Genomic DNA, 15592 nt, shown 5'->3' with positions numbered 1-15592 from the left:
AACGAATGAAGAATATCTATTTAGTGGGAATGCCCTCCTCGGGTAAAAGTACCTTAGGAAAAGAATTAGCAAAGAATATCGGTTACTCGTTTATGGACATGGATAAGTTAATTGAAACCCGTGAACAGAAGACTGTATCTGAGATATTCTCGAATTTTGGTGAGGCGCATTTTCGTGAAATAGAAAAAAAGACCTTGCGAGGTTTTCAACCGGATCAATCGATGGTTATCGCCACAGGTGGTGGAGTTCCCTGCTTTAATGACAATATGGATTTCATTAAGACGAATGGGGTCAGTGTTTTCCTAAATGTAGATGTGACTGATTTAGCTACGCGTTTGTACAAAGCGCAAGGAAATAATCGTCCTTTATTAGATAAGTCCCAAAGCGAAGAAGTCGTCATCGCCTCCATCAAAAAAACCTTCGAGGAGCGTCTTTCATTTTACCAGCAAGCTGATATCCAGGTAGATGGAGAAATTACGGTGAGTCAATTGCTTTGGCTTTTAGACCAATACTTACCGGTCTAGAAATAAATCCCACCTCCAAGCATGATTTGAGTAGAGCTTAGGTTCAAGGTGGCAGAGCTATAATCTTCTACATTCTTCAATGTATACGGCGTATAGGCATCTTTCTGTGTTCTTTGAATGGCCGTTAAATCTAAATAGAAAGTAGAATTTCGGTATCCAATTCCTCCAGAGAATTGAAAAGCATTGCGATTAATGGTATCATACGTAGGAGCATAACCACCTCCAAGCATAGCAGCACCACCTCGGATACTCAACATAGGTAAAACTCGAATTTCAGTACCTACTTTCACATTCAATGCACCCTCATAATTGCGGGAGATTTGACCATTGTATTTTGTCTGAAATGACTGATTAGCAGAGCCTCCTAATTCAGCCGAATACACTTTCATTCCACCATAACCTACGTATTCCAGGTCAGCAGTCAGAAAACCTCTTTTAGAGAAGAAATAAGCGAAGCCTCCTGAAACCCGTAACGGACTTAAGAATTGATAGGTAAATTCATTAGTCGTTAAACGGATCGGATTCACTTTTGTAATTGTAATAGGGTTTCCAGTAGACCCTGTGCTTGGAATTCCGATAACATCCGGATTTAATCGCGCATTAAAGGTCTCGTTCATTTGATCATAATAGGTGGGTGTTCGTAAGGCAAACGAAAGCCTTAGTGAGGAATTTAACTTATAAATACCCCCTAAACTAAGGGCAATTCCTGACCCATTTGTTTGTAATGTCTCATCGAATTGAAATCCAGCTACCTGTTTTGCTCCGATGTATTCTTCTTCCCAATTAGTGGTTGAACTAGCGGTTATTTTGGAAAAATGTAAGGCAGCACCTAAGTAAAATTTATCACGATAAGAAGCGCCGTAGGCAAAATCCCAAGAGGTTAATGCACCAGAATTGGAAGCAAAGCCTTGTTGATAGGTGGGTAATAATGGCTGAAAACGTTCAAATGGAGCTCCACCCGTTCTAAAATTCGGATTGATTAAAAAGGTTTGATAGGCTAAGGCCTCTGCAGAAGATGCTGTTCCTGAGCTAGTATCATATTCTTCATCTAAGCTAGCGCCTGTTGCATCTTTATCATTTGCCTTTTCAATGAAATTATCGAGTAATGAACTACGGTTATTAGTTCCAGAAACTTGAATTGGCTGAATAAAAATGGCTTGTCGAGAATAGCCGAAACCAAACGACCCATGCCAATCACTACCACTGAGTGTATTACTTGAAATCACCATCCCTAGGGTAGGCACTTGCAACTGACTTTCAGATGCTTGATCCGAGGATGACAAATAGGTTGATTTCGTTTGAACACCCGTAAAAGCTAGACTCATATTCACCTCAGAACGGGTATAAAAACCCAACCCAGCTGGATTTCCTGAAATAGCACTTAAATCAGCACCTAAAGCGCTATTTGCGCCACCTAATGCCTGAATTCGAGCAGTTCCAGATGAATAAATAGTGGAAAATTGCTTAGCTAAACCAGGGTAGGTATAGATTTGGGCCACAGCCTCGCTCAACGTAAACACGCTGAAAAGTAAAAAAAGAGCTTTTTTCATGATCGTAAATTAACGAGGACCGCGACTAGAACCACCTCCGCCGCCACCGCCGCCGCTGTACCCTCCGCTAGAGCTAGGACTACTGTAAGAAGGAGTGGAATAAGAGTTAGTTCTTTGGCCTCCGTCAACAGGCGCTGCCTTATATTCGTAATTCGAATTACGGCGAGGAGCTACGTAAGCCGGCTGAGAACTAGAACCTGAAGATTGACTTGCCGGTTGCGTATTCACACGTGGCAAATTATTTCCTTCCGTATTGTAGTAATTATTCCCACCACGAGGTGAATTGGAATAATTGGCACCTGAACCACGGTTCGTTGATCGATCCTCGCGCGGTCCAAAGTTCCTTCTTTCACGTGTATCGTTAGTCATACTTTGTTGACCACCAAAACCTGAATTAAATCCTCCAAGACCATAAAAATTATTAAAACTGTAGAAATTATTAAACCCAAAACGATTAAACCCGAAATTATTGAATCCAAAAGGACTGTAAAATGAACCATAGAATGGATCAAAAAACGGATTAAAAGGATCGTTAAATGGACTGTAGAAAGAGTAAGGATTAAACGGCGAGAATCCAAAACCGACACCTACACCAATCCCGATATTCAATGTCCTGAACGGTCTACCAAAAGTAGAGAAACCCGGATTCCAATAGTTAAATGGGGTATAACGATAGCCATATCCTAAATAAGGGCTATTAAACAATCCATCGCTAAATCCTTGCTGGTAAGCAGATTGATATAAATTAGGATTAACGCGGGTAAAAGATTGTTGCGCTAAACCTTCCTCTTCTTCGATAATTTCGGCTTCTACTTCCGACTCTTCTAAATCTTGAAAATCAAGGTATTTCTTATCTTTAGCGGCTTTAGCGGCCTGAACTTTAGCCACCTGAACGCTGCGATTCGACTCATCGTATAAATCATCAGTCGCGTATGAATTGTTCGTCACATTCACACAGCTTGAAAGGATTCCAAATCCTGCAAGCATTAAATAGGCAAAGGATTGATTTTTCATGGTTTTTAGCGGATGATGTCAATTAAAAGCCTAACAAAACGTATCTTTGTATCGTTCCATTTTTCAAATGTAAAGTAAACGAAAAAACGAACATTACATTACGATTTTAACATATTTTATGAGTAAATCCCTACCAAGTCGCGCAGAAAATTATTCTGAGTGGTATAACGAATTAGTAAAGAGAGCAGATCTAGCTGAAAATTCAGCAGTGAGAGGCTGTATGATCATTAAACCATATGGCTATTCCATTTGGGAGAAAATGCAGCGCGCATTAGATGATATGTTTAAGGAAACAGGCCACACGAACGCCTATTTTCCCCTTTTTATCCCTAAGTCTTTTCTTTCGAAGGAGGCCTCACACGTGGAGGGTTTTGCCAAAGAATGTGCAGTCGTAACGCACTACCGTCTAAAAAATGATCCGAATGGCGGCGGAGTCATCGTCGATCCAGACGCGAAATTAGAAGAAGAATTAATTGTGAGACCGACGTCGGAAACGGTGATTTGGTCCTCTTATAAAAACTGGATTCAATCCTACCGTGATTTGCCTCTATTGATAAATCAGTGGGCAAACGTGGTTCGATGGGAGATGCGTACCCGCTTATTCTTACGAACAGCTGAATTCTTGTGGCAAGAAGGCCACACGGCACATGCCACAAAACAGGAGGCGATCGAAGAGACCGAGCAAATGTTAGAAGTCTATGCGGAATTTGCAGAGACCTTTATGGCAATGCCCGTGTTGAAAGGAATTAAAACGGCGAATGAGCGTTTTGCGGGAGCGGATGAAACCTATTGTATCGAGGCGTTAATGCAAGATGGGAAGGCACTTCAGGCGGGAACATCACACTTTTTAGGTCAAAACTTCGCTAAAGCATTCGATGTGAAATTCGTCAACAAGGAAAACCAATTGGATTACGTTTGGGGAACCTCCTGGGGTGTTTCCACGCGTTTAATGGGTGCTTTGATTATGGCGCACTCGGATGACCAAGGTTTAGTATTGCCTCCAAAATTAGCTCCTATTCAGGTCGTTATCGTACCTATCTACAAAGGAGAAGAGCAATTAGAAAATATCAAAGCGCGTATTAATCCATTAGTGAAAGCGTTAAAGTCTCGTGGGGTTTCCGTGAAGTTTGACTTCGCAGAGAACCAAAGCCCAGGATTTAAATTCGCAGAATACGAATTAAAAGGAGTTCCGGTTCGTTTAGCGATTGGAAACCGCGATATGGAAAATGGCACGATCGAATTAGCGCGTCGTGATACGAGAGAGAAGACGAGTATGCCATTCGAGGGAATTGAAGACGTGATTGTGGATACTTTGGAAGACATCCAACGCAATATCTATCAAAAAGCCTTCGATTTCAGAGCTGCGAATACCTTCGAAGTGAATAGCTGGAATGAGTTTACCTCGAAAATCGAAGAGGGTGGATTCCTTTCTGCGCACTGGGATGGTTCATCTGAAACAGAAGAGAAAATTAAAGAATTAACGAAGGCAACGATTCGTTGTATCCCACTAGATGCAAAAGAAGAAGCTGGAAAATGCATCCTAACAGGAGCACCTTCCAGCCGCCGAGTAATCTTTGCTCGCGCCTACTAGGCCACGATTTTTTTCAACACTTCTAATACCCGATCGATCTCCGCTCGGGTATTATTTTTGCTAAAGGAGAAACGAACGGCAGCACCCGTTGCTGTCGGATTCAAGGCTGTTAATACGTGTGATCCCACTGAGGTACCGCTCGAACAAGCGCTGCCGCCTGAAGCGGAAATCTTCTCTATATCTAGTTGAAATAAAAGCATATCTCCGTCTGCCACTGATGGAAAGCGTACGTTCAATACCGTATATAAGCTATTTTCTACGTCCCCAGAGGCTCCATTGAAGGAAATGCCTGGAAATTGCTTTTGTAAACCTTCGATGAAATAGGCTTTCAAGCCTTTGATGTAGGATGCATGCTCATCCATGGCGGAGTAGGCTAATTCTAAGGCTTTGGCAACACCTACCATTCCATATACATTCTCGGTGCCTCCGCGCTGGTTACGCTCTTGCGCTCCGCCGTGCATTAATGGACTGAACATCGTTCCCGCTTTGGCATACAAGAAACCGATGCCTTTAGGACCGTGGAATTTATGCGCTGCTCCCACCATGAAATGGACTTTCAAGGCTGAGGCGTCGTGCTTGTAGTGACCCATAGTTTGGACTGTATCCGAATGAAATAAGGCACCATATTGCTCGCAAAGGTCTCCCACCGCGTGTAAATCCAATAAATTACCGATCTCATTATTGCCGTGCATTAGACTGACAATCGCCTTCTCTGAAGAAGACAATAATTCTTCCAAATGGCCTAAATCGATCGATCCATCTGGATTTACGCGGACTAATTTCAATTCTGCTAATCCCAATTTCGCCCAAGCCTCCGCCGTATGTAATACCGCATGGTGTTCAACTGGAGAAGTGATAATCACCTTGCATCCACCGTGTAAAACGGCCGATTGCAAGACCGTATTATCTGCTTCCGTTCCGCCTGAAGTAAATAGAATCTCCGAAGGCGACGCATTTAATAAAGTCGCGATCGTCTTTCGGGCCTTTTCTACCGCCACTTTTGCTTGACGCCCGTGGGAGTGAATCGATGACGGATTCGCGGTAAAATGCTCGAAATAAGGTTGCATCTCAGCCCAAACAGCCGGATCCACCGGAGTGGTCGCCGCGTTATCTAGGTATATGGGAGTTTTATCTGACATCTACGCTTTCGCGATCTCTTTGATCACGTCTATAATTTGTTGTGCAAGTGTATCTGCTTCCGCCTCCGTAGAAGCCTCCGCATAAATTCGAATAATCGGTTCCGTGTTCGATTTGCGCAAATGAACCCAACGATCTGGGAAGTCAATTTTCACGCCATCAATCGTGTTCACCTTTTCATTCTTGTATTTTTCAGCGACCGTTGCTAGAATTAAATCAACGTTTAGGTCGGCAGATAATTCAATTTTGTTTTTCGAAATCACATAAGCCGGATAGCTCGCTCGTAATTCCGATGCTTTGATGCCTTTGTTTGCCAAATGCGTCAAGAACAATCCGATTCCCACTAGAGAATCACGTCCGTAATGCGACTCTGGGAAGATCACGCCTCCGTTTCCTTCACCACCGATGATTGCGTTCACCGCTTTCATTTGGGTCACCACATTCACCTCTCCTACCGCAGCCGCAAAATACTCTCCGCCAGCTTTGCGCGTCACATCCGCTAAAGCACGCGTAGAAGAAAGATTGGAAACGGTATTGCCAGGCTTCACAGAAAGCACATAATCAGCCACCGCCACTAAGGTATATTCTTCGCCAAAAGGCGTTCCATCTTCTGAAATAAAGCAAAGGCGATCCACATCCGGATCCACCACGATACCTAAATCGTAGTTACCACCTTTCATTTTCGAGATCATCTCCGTTAAGTTCTCCGGAAGTGGTTCCGGATTGTGGCCAAAACGCCCCGTCGCCTCCCCAAAAATCACGTCCACGTGCTGAACGCCCAAAGCCTTCAACAACATAGGAACTACGATTCCACCTGTTGAATTCACTGCATCCACTAGGACACGGAAGTTCGCTTTCTCTATCACTGATTTATTTACCCAGCTTAAGCCTAACACATGATCCACATGTTGCTGTAAAAAGCTATCGTATTGGGTTAATTGACCTAACTTCATCACATCTGCGAAATCAAAATCTTGATTTTCCGCGATCGTTAATAAGTCTTTTCCATCCTGATCGGAGATGAATTCTCCGCTGTCATTCAATAATTTCAAGGCATTCCATTGCGCTGGATTGTGGCTAGCGGTGATGATAATTCCACCGGCTGCTTTCGTCCAAGGCACGGCTAATTCAACCGTTGGGGTCGTCGAAAGACCGATATCTACTACATCCCAACCCAATCCGATTAAGGTATTCGCCACTAAGGAACTGACCATTTCACCGGAGATTCGCGCATCGCGACCTAACACGATAGAATTTGATGGATATCCTTTTTTCTTTAACCAGGTGCCATAAGCCGCTGCGAAGGTAACCACGTCCAAAGGACTTAAACCTTCACCGGGTTTTCCACCGATGGTACCACGTATGCCAGAGATTGATTTAATTAGTGCCAAAGCAAATAAGAATTAGAATGAATAGTTGATCAAAATTAAAGAAAATATCCCTATTTTTCGATGAAATTTTAGCTAAACCTACCAGACATGAATTCCGAAAGATTGGAGAACCTGTTAGCCAGAATCCAACAGCTGCGCATAGCGGTTATGGGGGATTTTGCTTTGGACTTCTATTTCGATATTCAAACCTCCACTGGCGAATTTTCCATTGAAACCGCTAAAGAAGTTCATCTCGCCTCTAATCCGCGTGCTTATTTAGGCGGTGCGGGCAATGTAGCAAAGAATCTAGCCGTTTTAGGCGTACAAGTTTCAGCCTTTGGGGTGCGAGGAAATGACCTCTTCGGACGAGAGATGGCACATCAAATGCAGTCCCTGGGAATCGATGCCACGAACATAAAGGGAATCGCCATCGACACCCCTACCTATTCGAAACCGATGAGCGGAATAGTGGAGCAAAATCGGATTGATTTTGGGACAAGGTCCATGAATTTTCAGGATCATACAAACGAGTTAATCGAGGCGCTTGAAAAAGAATCCTTTGATTGGGTCATCTTTAACGAACAATTCAGTATTCCCTTATTGCAATCCCATCACATCGAGGAAGTCCAAAAAACAAACGCAATAGCAGACCTGCGTTCATTAGGCAGTTATGCAAAACATATACCTTTAAAAGTTAACGAGGCCGAGTTCACAAAGATTCATTCAAAACCGGCTACTAAAGAACATATTCAGGCCTGGGCCACAAACAGAAAACAACCTGTCTTGGTCACCTTAGGGGAAAAAGGAATGGTTTATGCCAGCGAGCAAGAGTACCATCACCAACCTGCCTTTCCGGTTAAGGGACCCATCGATACAGTGGGTGCTGGCGACATGGTGGTGGCGGGATTTTCGGCGGCGAGAGCGGCAGGGGCCTCGGTGGAAGAGGCATGTGAGTTTGCCTCTTTGGCCGTACATATAACAATTCATCAACTAGGCGTGACCGGCTCAGCGAGTCCGGAAGCCATAAGACAATTACAGGATGGACATTCAATCGCTTAGATCAGAAATCAAGGAATATACGGAAGGGGCGCTGTTGCCCTTCTGGATTCAGCGGACCGTAGATCGGGAAAAAGGAGGATTTATTACCCATTTTAATGAGTTTGGGGAGGATGCGGGTGATGATGAAAAATCATTGATCGCCATGACACGTTCCGTGTTTACGTATGCACAAGCGTATAGGCATGGTTTTGGTGGGGAGGTGATGAAGGAAATGGCGGCCCATGGGGTTCGGTTTTTACTGGACAAAATGTGGGATGCCGAGCACGGTGGTTTCTATTGGATGGTGAACCGGGCTGGAGAAGCGACGAATAAGCAGAAGATTGGTTATGGGCATAGTTTTGCCATTTACTCCTTGAGCGAGTATACCTTGGCCACGGGGGATCCTGTGGGATTAGAATATGCGGAGAAAGTCTTTGATTTACTCCAAAAGTATGCAGTGGATACTAATTATGGAGGATATTGGGAGTTCTTCGCGGAAGATTGGTCGCTGATGGGACCAGGTGCTCCGGGTGGAGATCGCAAGACCTTGGATGTGCACATGCACCTGATGGAGGCATTCACGACACTGTATGAGGCGAGTGGTAAAGAAATACACCGCAGAAAGCTGAAGGAATCGATTGATATTTTGATTCAAAAAATCATGGATCCGGCGACAGGAACGGGGATTCCGCAGTTTTGGGCGGATTGGAGCGTGGCGCCACAGATTAAATTTGATATCGTGTGGGGCTGGGATCGTTTTCAGGATGGAGGCCAAAAAGCCTCAGCCGTCGATAATACCTCCTATGGTCATAACTCGGAATTTGGCTGGTTATTAATGCACGCGCTGAAGGTGGGTAAGATTGATACAGCACCGTATGTGGCGAATATTAAGAAAGCCTTCTACCATTCCATGGAAAATGGCATTGACTGGGAGCATGGCGGTGTGTTTGTAGAAGGATCCCATAGTGGTGGGCCTACGGATTTAGAGAAGGAGTTTTGGCAGCAAGCAGAAATGCTTATCGGCATGTTAGATGCTTATCTTTTAACAAAAGATGAGAAATTCCTGAAGGCTTACGAACAAGTACATCGATTCGTGTTCGATAAGATGATTAACCGCAATACTGGAGAATGGTGGCCGTTGATGACCCGCGAAGGGGAACCGATTTGGCGCCACATGGCTCACAACTGGAAAATTAATTACCATAATGTTCGTTCGATGATTCTCTCCTATGAGAAGCTAGGCGAAATCAACCTATGAAAAAGCTATTAATTCTACTCGTATTTCCGTTTGTCGTATTTGGCCAAAAAAACACCTTTTTTGACCTCCTCAAAAAACATTTTGAGAACCCGAAGCAACAATTCACCCTTCGAAACGACACGCTTTTCGTTCAGCTTTATGAGCCTGCAACAGCCACTCAAGAAGAGTTTCGAGAAACATCTATCGTTCCACTCGGCTCTATCGATCACATAGAGCTCGTAACTGGCAAGGATCAGAAAGGCCATGCTGGGATTAGTCTTCAAATTCATCCGATGCGATTAACGAAAACTTCTCCCAATAAGGAACTAAATACCATCACCGCAGATCGCCTCAGTCAAGTTAACGCGGCTTCGGTGAATCAAAAAATTCAAGGCCAGGCGGCCGGCGTTACCGTCAGCAGTGATAATTCTCCAGGCGGCGGGACCATGGTTAGAATACGCGGAATAGGCTCTATTAATGCGAATGGCCCCCTTTATATTGTGGATGATGTTCCTTTAACAGGAAACATTAATTCCATTAATCCAAACGACATCGAGAGCGTTAACGTCCTGAAGGATCCGTCACAAACCGCTATCTATGGTGTCAGAGGGGCCAATGGGGTTATAGTGATCAAGACTAAAAAGGGACCCAATGTGACCTCAAGCATCGATTTAGGTGAACAAGAAATTCCACTTATTTTGTGGACCTGGGCAGATGCCTACAAACAATTAAAAAAATCTGGTGACCTTAACACCTTGAAATCGATTCTATCTGCTAAATCTTATGCCAAAAATTAGTCGCCGCGAATTACTATTCGCCTCTGGAACCGCTGCCGGAGCAGCTTTATTACCCTTTTCAGCCTCCGCAACTCCTACAGCTAAAGTACAAAAATTCGAATTTTCGTTGAATATGAGTACGATTATGGGCCAAAAGTTAGGGCTCATCAAAGAACTCGAAGTCGCCTCTGCAGCTGGCTATCAGCACTGTGAGATTTGGGTTCCTACCTTAGAAGCCTATCTGAAATCAGGTGGGAAACTATCTGAGGTCAAGAAGCGCATCGATGACCTAGGCATTAAAATCCAAAATGCCATTGGTTTCGCCCAATGGATCGTCGATGACGAGGCGACACGTAAACAAGGTTTAGAACAAATGAAACGCGAAATGGGCATGCTAGCTGAATTAGGCTGCTTCCGGACCGCCGCTCCACCCATGGGCGCCACAAAAGAAGCGGGCCTCAACCTTCGCCGCGCCGCCGAACGCTACCGTGCCATCCTTGACATCGGTGTCAGCACCGGCGTCACACCCCAGCTCGAAATGTGGGGACACTCAAAAAACCTAAACCGCGTGGCTGACGTCCTATTCGTCGCCGCCGAAGCAGGCCAACCCAACGCAAAACTATTATTAGACGTATTCCATCTATATAAAGGCGAATCCTCCATTGACTGCCTCCACCTGGTAGGCGAAAACTCGATCGACGTCTTCCACGTAAATGACTACGTCACCTCCATTAAACCGACCTCTATCACTGACGGAGATCGCATCTACGCGGGCGACGGCGAAGCACCGATCAAAGAAATCATCAAACGCTTAAAACCATCTGAAAAACCAGTTATCCTTTCACTCGAATTATTTAACAAGGAACTTTGGGCTCAGGATCCACTGAAGGTGGCAAAAACGGGGCTGGAGAAGTTGAAGGGGGTGGTGTAAACAAAAGGAGCTCATCTTGCGATGAGCCCCTTCAAATTTCTGTTGACCTACCAGGACTCGAACCTAGAAAACCAGAACCAAAAACTGGTGTGTTACCATTACACCATAGGTCAATTCCATAATGTGATGCAAAAGTAAGGGCTTGCACCCAATTTATCAAACGTTACCGGAAAAATAATTGAATAATTTCCATCGTTTAAAGCTTAAGCGCTCAAAATCAGCGCATCAAATTCGATTATTCCAACTCCATCGAAGAAACGATAGCCTCTGCATGAATCTTGCGAACTAAGCCTTGTAATACCTTGCCAGGGCCACATTCGATAAATTCAGATGCGCCTGCTGCGACCATTGCCTCCACGGACTGTGTCCAACGAACGGCACCCGTTAATTGGGAGATCAAATTCGCTTTGATTTCGGCTGGGTCTTGGGATGGTTTGGCGTTGACGTTTTGGAAAATAGGGCAAATAGGGCGAACTATTTCGGTTGCCTCGATGGCTGCTGCTAACTCTACGCGTGCTGGCTCCATGTAGGGTGAGTGGAAAGCACCGCCTACTGGAAGTGGCAATACACGCTTCGCTCCTGCTTCTTTTAATTGGACTCCTACTGCCTCAATTCCTTCTACTGAACCGGAGATCACGACTTGACCCGGGCAGTTAAAGTTCGCTGCCACTACGGATGGACCGTAAGCTTTGCAGATATCTTCGATTGTTGCGTCAGGAAGGCCTAAAACGGCTGCCATGGTGCTTGGTTCGATTTCGCAGGCCTTTTGCATGGCGAGGGCTCTTTGGTACACTAGTCTTAATCCATCTTGCCAGCTCAAGCCTCCCGCTGAAACTAGCGCAGAGAATTCGCCTAACGAGTGACCTGCGACCATAGAGGGAGCGAAGTCTTTACCTAATTTGGGGATCAAAATTGAATGCAAATAGATTGCAGGCTGCGTCACTTTCGTTTGCTTTAATTCCTCGTCCGTTCCATCAAACATCACAGAAGACAGCGAGAAACCTAAGATGGCATCTGCCTCATCGATGATTTGCTTTGCTAAAGGAAAATTCGTGTACAAATCCTTTGCCATACCCGGAAACTGAGAACCCTGACCTGGGAAAATATATGCTTTCATTTGAATAATTTTTGATTAAATGTTCACAAAGATAGGCCAAAAGCCCTAAATGGCACAATCGTCCACCGATTTACCCCAAAATAATCGATTCTTTGCCACCCAATCGTAGCCTTTGTCTAGTATAAAAGAAGGCAATATAAACACGACACGAATAGGCTGAAAATACCAATGCGAATTAGCTAAAATGCGAGAGATGGCATCCGACTTCACATAAACGTCGTTACCTACCACCCACTTAATACTATCGATATCAGGAAGTGTAAACTCTTTAAAGGAAGTCTCTGGTATAATCTGTAAGTCACCTAACACCATGCGCTTTAAGAGCTTAGAGGCGAAGCGACAAAAGCGGCAATTGCCATCAATTAATACGATTCCGTCCATCTTAGCGAACTAGTTCGACCCACCCTTTCAAGCTTTTGGTTTGTTTATCTGTATCTAGAACATCAAAAATGACGTCTACCGAGTAAAAATAGGTAGAAGCAGCCATTTGATTACCATTAGCACCTGTACCATTCCAGCCAAAACCTTCCAATGGTCCAGCATATTTATACACCCATTGTCCGTTCCGATCAACGATCGTCGCGACTACTTGTGTAACAAAGCGCGGGCATCGCATTGGTCTGAAGGTATCGTTCAAACCATCTCCATTCGGACTAAATATGTTAGGTAAATCGAATGATGCACAATTATCTACACATAGTTTAGCACTGGGACCACTCTCCTTACCTAGGCCACTAATCGCGGTAACATAATAACAACCACGGAAACTACTCTCCATTACATGGGCAAAATTAGTATTAGACCCCGTATACAAGACGGAATAAGCAGAAGTAGGATCTTTCGCATAATAGAGCTTATAACTGACGATATCTGGATCACAAATTCCAGATACGGTAGGAGTCCAAGTCAGTTGGTTCGTAAAACTAGAGAATTCACAATCTGCTTTGGCATCCAAAGCAGCACAATCCACCGCGTTCAAAACAAGTTTAGGAGGACAAGGTGAAATATCTGACAAAGATTTAGCACAGGTGATTTGGGAGGCATTAATTAATTGCATGACTGGCAAACCAGTTCCATAACTTCCCAAGGTCTCCACATAATAGCAATAAGAGGAATCCACCTTCATGGTGTAATTAAATGTCCCATCTCCAGCGAACGTGTCTTGTCCCAAATCCGTGAATTTAAAGGATCCCGATTCACCTACTGGCACATTTGCTATTTGATTAAACTTACCAGATCCGCGGGGGTATTCTCTGTAAACCCGGTGTATCCTATTTTCATTCGACCATGGAACAGAAGCAGACCAACTTAATTTCACGGAATTAATGCCTGAATTGGCCACTAATGCCACATTCGTAGCCCCCGATGGAGGGTCCATTAATACTTGTTTCCCATCTACGGTATAATAAAACAACGTGCGGTATCGGTACGATTTTTCTTCTGTATTTAATCCCGTATCCGTGAAGGTGGTATCATTGACAGCGGTAGAAATACTCGCTGGAATTAATGATCCAATGGATTTATAGTCCAAAATCGCGGTGCCCTCTGCTCGCTGAATCTGATAAAAATAAGGGCTAGGATAAAGCGATGGATTAAATTTAAGAGGCTTTGTCCATTTCACCTCGATCTCTCCAGTTGTTTTATTTGTTTTTTTAACAGACACATTGGTCATAATTGACGAAGCTGTTAAAATCAAATTACAGGAAGAATTAGAGAGCGGGCTGTAAGCTAGATTCCCTTTGGAATCAATAAATGAAACCAATAAGATATAATTATAATTGATGTTTTTAGCGACCGAAAGATCGACAAAAGAGGTCGCTGTAGAAGTCAAGGTACCAATTTCAACAAATCCTGTTGCCGTCATTCCCGTCTCACACGATTTTTGAACTACTTGGAAACAGTCTCCTACCTTCCTGAAAACGCGAATTTTTGCTGAAGGTAAAGCGCAGGTATAGGGATCCCATGTTAACCTGATACCGGTAGCAGGAACAGGAATCGTAGTCCTTAAATTCTTTATGGCAGGAGCCTGCACCTGAATTTTCCACAACTTGCTATCCACTAAATACCCTCCTAAACCTACTGACATAGGTGGCAAATCTTCAACCTTGAATAGAACATCATATGCCTCCTTCCGGATGTGAATACAATCTGTTTGCCAATTAAAAGTCCCCACCGCCTGAATCAAGGTCTGTCTAGGGGTACTCACAAAAGTGGCAAAAGGTGGATCAACCGCATAAACTGTATCAATCGGATATACATTACCTGTACTGGTAATCGTTAAGGGGTCTACCCTACCCGTCTTGGATGCCTGATCGATGGCTGTAACCGTCTGAGAAATCCGAGTCCCCGCCTGAACGCACACGTCTGCAGGAATGGTTATTTTAGGTCCTTTGTTATCTAAATCTTTCACTTCGATCTGCATATCACGCACCGTCTCAGAAATCTTTACTCCATTACGCCACTCCTCAATGATAAAGGCACAATTATATAAGCCTACTTGCTGAGGTGAATTCCATTTTAGATCGCCTGATTTTGAATCGATCAAAAAAGTAGAAGGTACCGTACCGGCCACCTCGTTAGGTTGCCTGAAATTAGGAGCCATCAACCCACGGCTTGCTGGATCACAAGTAGCCTCTGTTCCTGTTCTGGAAACGGATAAACGATAAGCTAAAGAGTCTCCTTCTGCATCTACCGCATTTGCATTATGAATAAAGGGTTGACCTACAATCGCGGTCAAATCGACCGCTGGATTCAATAAGATAGGGGTAGAATTTAATCCTAAACCGGCATTGATGGAGAAAATAGTCTCCACATAAAAGGGCACTTCCACTGAACGTGTTATGTTTAGAACGCCTTCGTTTCGATTAGGAACTGCTACAGATACTTTATAGAATAGGGATGCCGCAGGATAAGTATATTGAACTTTATATACATTTTTTAATGTACCATTACCCAGATTAAGTGGGAATCCGTTTGAACGCTTAGCCACTAAGGTGGTGGAACCATCACCGAAGCAAAATTTAACTTCGTTTTGCTCCTGGTTTGCTCGGTTATTTTCTGTGTAGGTGGTCAGCGTAAATTCGAAAGTTAACGTTCTTTCCGAAATTCGCTTAACGGATATCTCGCCTCCTTTTAAATGAGTTGCGTGAGAAGCAAAGCTCAACATACACAGGAACAGAAAATAGAGACTTGTCTTTTTCAGAAACATAAAACATTTTTGATTAGCTGTAAGTTAAGCAGGCAAATCGTTTTTTTCAAAAAAAACGGATTTTTTACGTTTTAAATTTGATAGAGCGGCGTTTCGATT

General features: G+C 43.9%; 13 protein-coding genes and 1 tRNA gene. 6 read left to right on the top strand and 8 right to left on the bottom strand.

The window, feature by feature from the left end; genetic code table 11:
* Nucleotides 1–5: 5 nt before the first annotated feature.
* Nucleotides 6–524, top strand: coding sequence for a shikimate kinase (locus ACILP5_RS07515; protein ID WP_395618042.1), 519 nt, complete (start codon nucleotides 6–8; stop codon nucleotides 522–524).
* Here the strand turns inward: ACILP5_RS07515 and ACILP5_RS07510 are convergent.
* The gene (locus ACILP5_RS07510) at nucleotides 521–2074 is read right to left on the bottom strand and encodes a hypothetical protein (RefSeq protein WP_395618041.1); all 1554 of its coding nucleotides are present in this window, start codon (nucleotides 2072–2074) and stop codon (nucleotides 521–523) included. The two genes, ACILP5_RS07515 and ACILP5_RS07510, sit on opposite strands and share 4 nt — an antisense overlap.
* A 9-nt stretch (nucleotides 2075–2083) precedes the next feature.
* A complete protein-coding gene (locus ACILP5_RS07505) occupies nucleotides 2084–3088 on the bottom strand; it encodes a hypothetical protein (RefSeq protein WP_395618040.1) in 1005 nt (334 codons plus the stop codon).
* A 118-nt stretch (nucleotides 3089–3206) separates the two neighbouring features.
* Here ACILP5_RS07505 and proS point away from each other — a divergent pair, with 118 nt between their 5' ends.
* Entirely contained in the window at nucleotides 3207–4679 is a 1473-nt protein-coding gene (gene proS, locus ACILP5_RS07500) for a proline--tRNA ligase (RefSeq protein ID WP_395618039.1), read from the top strand.
* On the opposite strand, the gene ACILP5_RS07495 is transcribed toward proS, so the two are convergent.
* Both ACILP5_RS07495 and glmM read right to left on the bottom strand, forming a co-directional pair.
* A complete protein-coding gene (locus ACILP5_RS07495) occupies nucleotides 4676–5818 on the bottom strand; it encodes a cysteine desulfurase family protein (RefSeq protein ID WP_395618038.1) in 1143 nt (380 codons plus the stop codon). The genes proS and ACILP5_RS07495 overlap by 4 nt on opposite strands.
* Nucleotides 5819–7207: a phosphoglucosamine mutase gene (gene glmM, locus ACILP5_RS07490; RefSeq protein ID WP_395618037.1), complete on the bottom strand. Its 1389-nt coding sequence runs from the start codon at nucleotides 7205–7207 to the stop codon at nucleotides 5819–5821.
* A gap of 87 nt (nucleotides 7208–7294) precedes the next feature.
* On the opposite strand from glmM, the gene ACILP5_RS07485 reads away from it, so the two are divergent.
* The 4 genes from ACILP5_RS07485 to ACILP5_RS07470 are packed head-to-tail and all read left to right on the top strand — an operon-like array spanning nucleotide 7295 to nucleotide 11168.
* The gene (locus ACILP5_RS07485) at nucleotides 7295–8245 is read left to right on the top strand and encodes a bifunctional heptose 7-phosphate kinase/heptose 1-phosphate adenyltransferase (protein ID WP_395618036.1); all 951 of its coding nucleotides are present in this window, start codon (nucleotides 7295–7297) and stop codon (nucleotides 8243–8245) included.
* Entirely contained in the window at nucleotides 8226–9482 is a 1257-nt protein-coding gene (locus tag ACILP5_RS07480; protein ID WP_395618035.1) for an AGE family epimerase/isomerase, read from the top strand. The genes ACILP5_RS07485 and ACILP5_RS07480 overlap by 20 nt, the downstream gene beginning before the upstream one ends.
* A complete protein-coding gene (locus ACILP5_RS07475; RefSeq protein ID WP_395618034.1) occupies nucleotides 9479–10258 on the top strand; it encodes a TonB-dependent receptor plug domain-containing protein in 780 nt (259 codons plus the stop codon). The genes ACILP5_RS07480 and ACILP5_RS07475 overlap by 4 nt, the downstream gene beginning before the upstream one ends.
* Nucleotides 10245–11168, top strand: a complete 924-nt coding sequence (locus ACILP5_RS07470; protein WP_395618033.1) for a sugar phosphate isomerase/epimerase family protein — start codon at nucleotides 10245–10247, stop codon at nucleotides 11166–11168. Before ACILP5_RS07475 ends, ACILP5_RS07470 begins: the two co-directional genes overlap by 14 nt.
* Nucleotides 11169–11210: 42 nt before the next feature.
* Here ACILP5_RS07470 and ACILP5_RS07465 read toward each other — a convergent pair.
* The 4 genes from ACILP5_RS07465 to ACILP5_RS07450 all read right to left on the bottom strand — a co-directional run bounded on the left by ACILP5_RS07465 (nucleotide 11211) and on the right by ACILP5_RS07450 (nucleotide 15493).
* Nucleotides 11211–11281, bottom strand: a tRNA-Gln gene (locus ACILP5_RS07465).
* Nucleotides 11282–11403: 122 nt separating this feature from the next.
* Nucleotides 11404–12285 carry an ACP S-malonyltransferase gene (fabD, locus tag ACILP5_RS07460; RefSeq protein WP_395618032.1) on the bottom strand — a complete coding sequence of 294 codons (882 nt, stop codon included), beginning with the start codon at nucleotides 12283–12285 and terminating at the stop codon, nucleotides 11404–11406.
* A 45-nt stretch (nucleotides 12286–12330) separates the two neighbouring features.
* On the bottom strand, nucleotides 12331–12666 hold the full coding sequence (locus tag ACILP5_RS07455; RefSeq protein WP_395618031.1) for a thiol-disulfide oxidoreductase DCC family protein: 336 nt from the start codon (nucleotides 12664–12666) through the stop codon (nucleotides 12331–12333).
* Between the two features lies 1 nt (nucleotide 12667).
* Nucleotides 12668–15493, bottom strand: coding sequence for a gliding motility-associated C-terminal domain-containing protein (locus tag ACILP5_RS07450; protein ID WP_395618030.1), 2826 nt, complete (start codon nucleotides 15491–15493; stop codon nucleotides 12668–12670).
* Nucleotides 15494–15592: the final 99 nt, after the last annotated feature.

Origin of the sequence: Aquirufa sp., from assembly GCF_044239315.1 — a bacterium.
Classification (GTDB): Bacteria; Bacteroidota; Bacteroidia; order Cytophagales; family Spirosomataceae; genus Aquirufa.
This window is presented reverse-complemented; position numbering and strand designations above follow the sequence as displayed.

Bases quoted from the DNA above. Each gene is read 5' to 3' on its own strand.
- ACILP5_RS07515 (WP_395618042.1), top strand. From the start codon at position 6: ATGAAGAATATCTATTTAGTGGGAATGCCCTCCTCGGGTAAAAGTACC.
- ACILP5_RS07510 (WP_395618041.1), bottom strand. From the start codon at position 2,074: ATGAAAAAAGCTCTTTTTTTACTTTTCAGCGTGTTTACGTTGAGCGAG.
- ACILP5_RS07505 (WP_395618040.1), bottom strand. From the start codon at position 3,088: ATGAAAAATCAATCCTTTGCCTATTTAATGCTTGCAGGATTTGGAATC.
- proS (WP_395618039.1), top strand. From the start codon at position 3,207: ATGAGTAAATCCCTACCAAGTCGCGCAGAAAATTATTCTGAGTGGTAT.
- ACILP5_RS07495 (WP_395618038.1), bottom strand. From the start codon at position 5,818: ATGTCAGATAAAACTCCCATATACCTAGATAACGCGGCGACCACTCCG.
- ACILP5_RS07485 (WP_395618036.1), top strand. From the start codon at position 7,295: ATGAATTCCGAAAGATTGGAGAACCTGTTAGCCAGAATCCAACAGCTG.
- ACILP5_RS07480 (WP_395618035.1), top strand. From the start codon at position 8,226: ATGGACATTCAATCGCTTAGATCAGAAATCAAGGAATATACGGAAGGG.
- ACILP5_RS07475 (WP_395618034.1), top strand. From the start codon at position 9,479: ATGAAAAAGCTATTAATTCTACTCGTATTTCCGTTTGTCGTATTTGGC.
- ACILP5_RS07470 (WP_395618033.1), top strand. From the start codon at position 10,245: ATGCCAAAAATTAGTCGCCGCGAATTACTATTCGCCTCTGGAACCGCT.
- fabD (WP_395618032.1), bottom strand. From the start codon at position 12,285: ATGAAAGCATATATTTTCCCAGGTCAGGGTTCTCAGTTTCCGGGTATG.
- ACILP5_RS07455 (WP_395618031.1), bottom strand. From the start codon at position 12,666: ATGGACGGAATCGTATTAATTGATGGCAATTGCCGCTTTTGTCGCTTC.
- ACILP5_RS07450 (WP_395618030.1), bottom strand. From the start codon at position 15,493: ATGTTTCTGAAAAAGACAAGTCTCTATTTTCTGTTCCTGTGTATGTTG.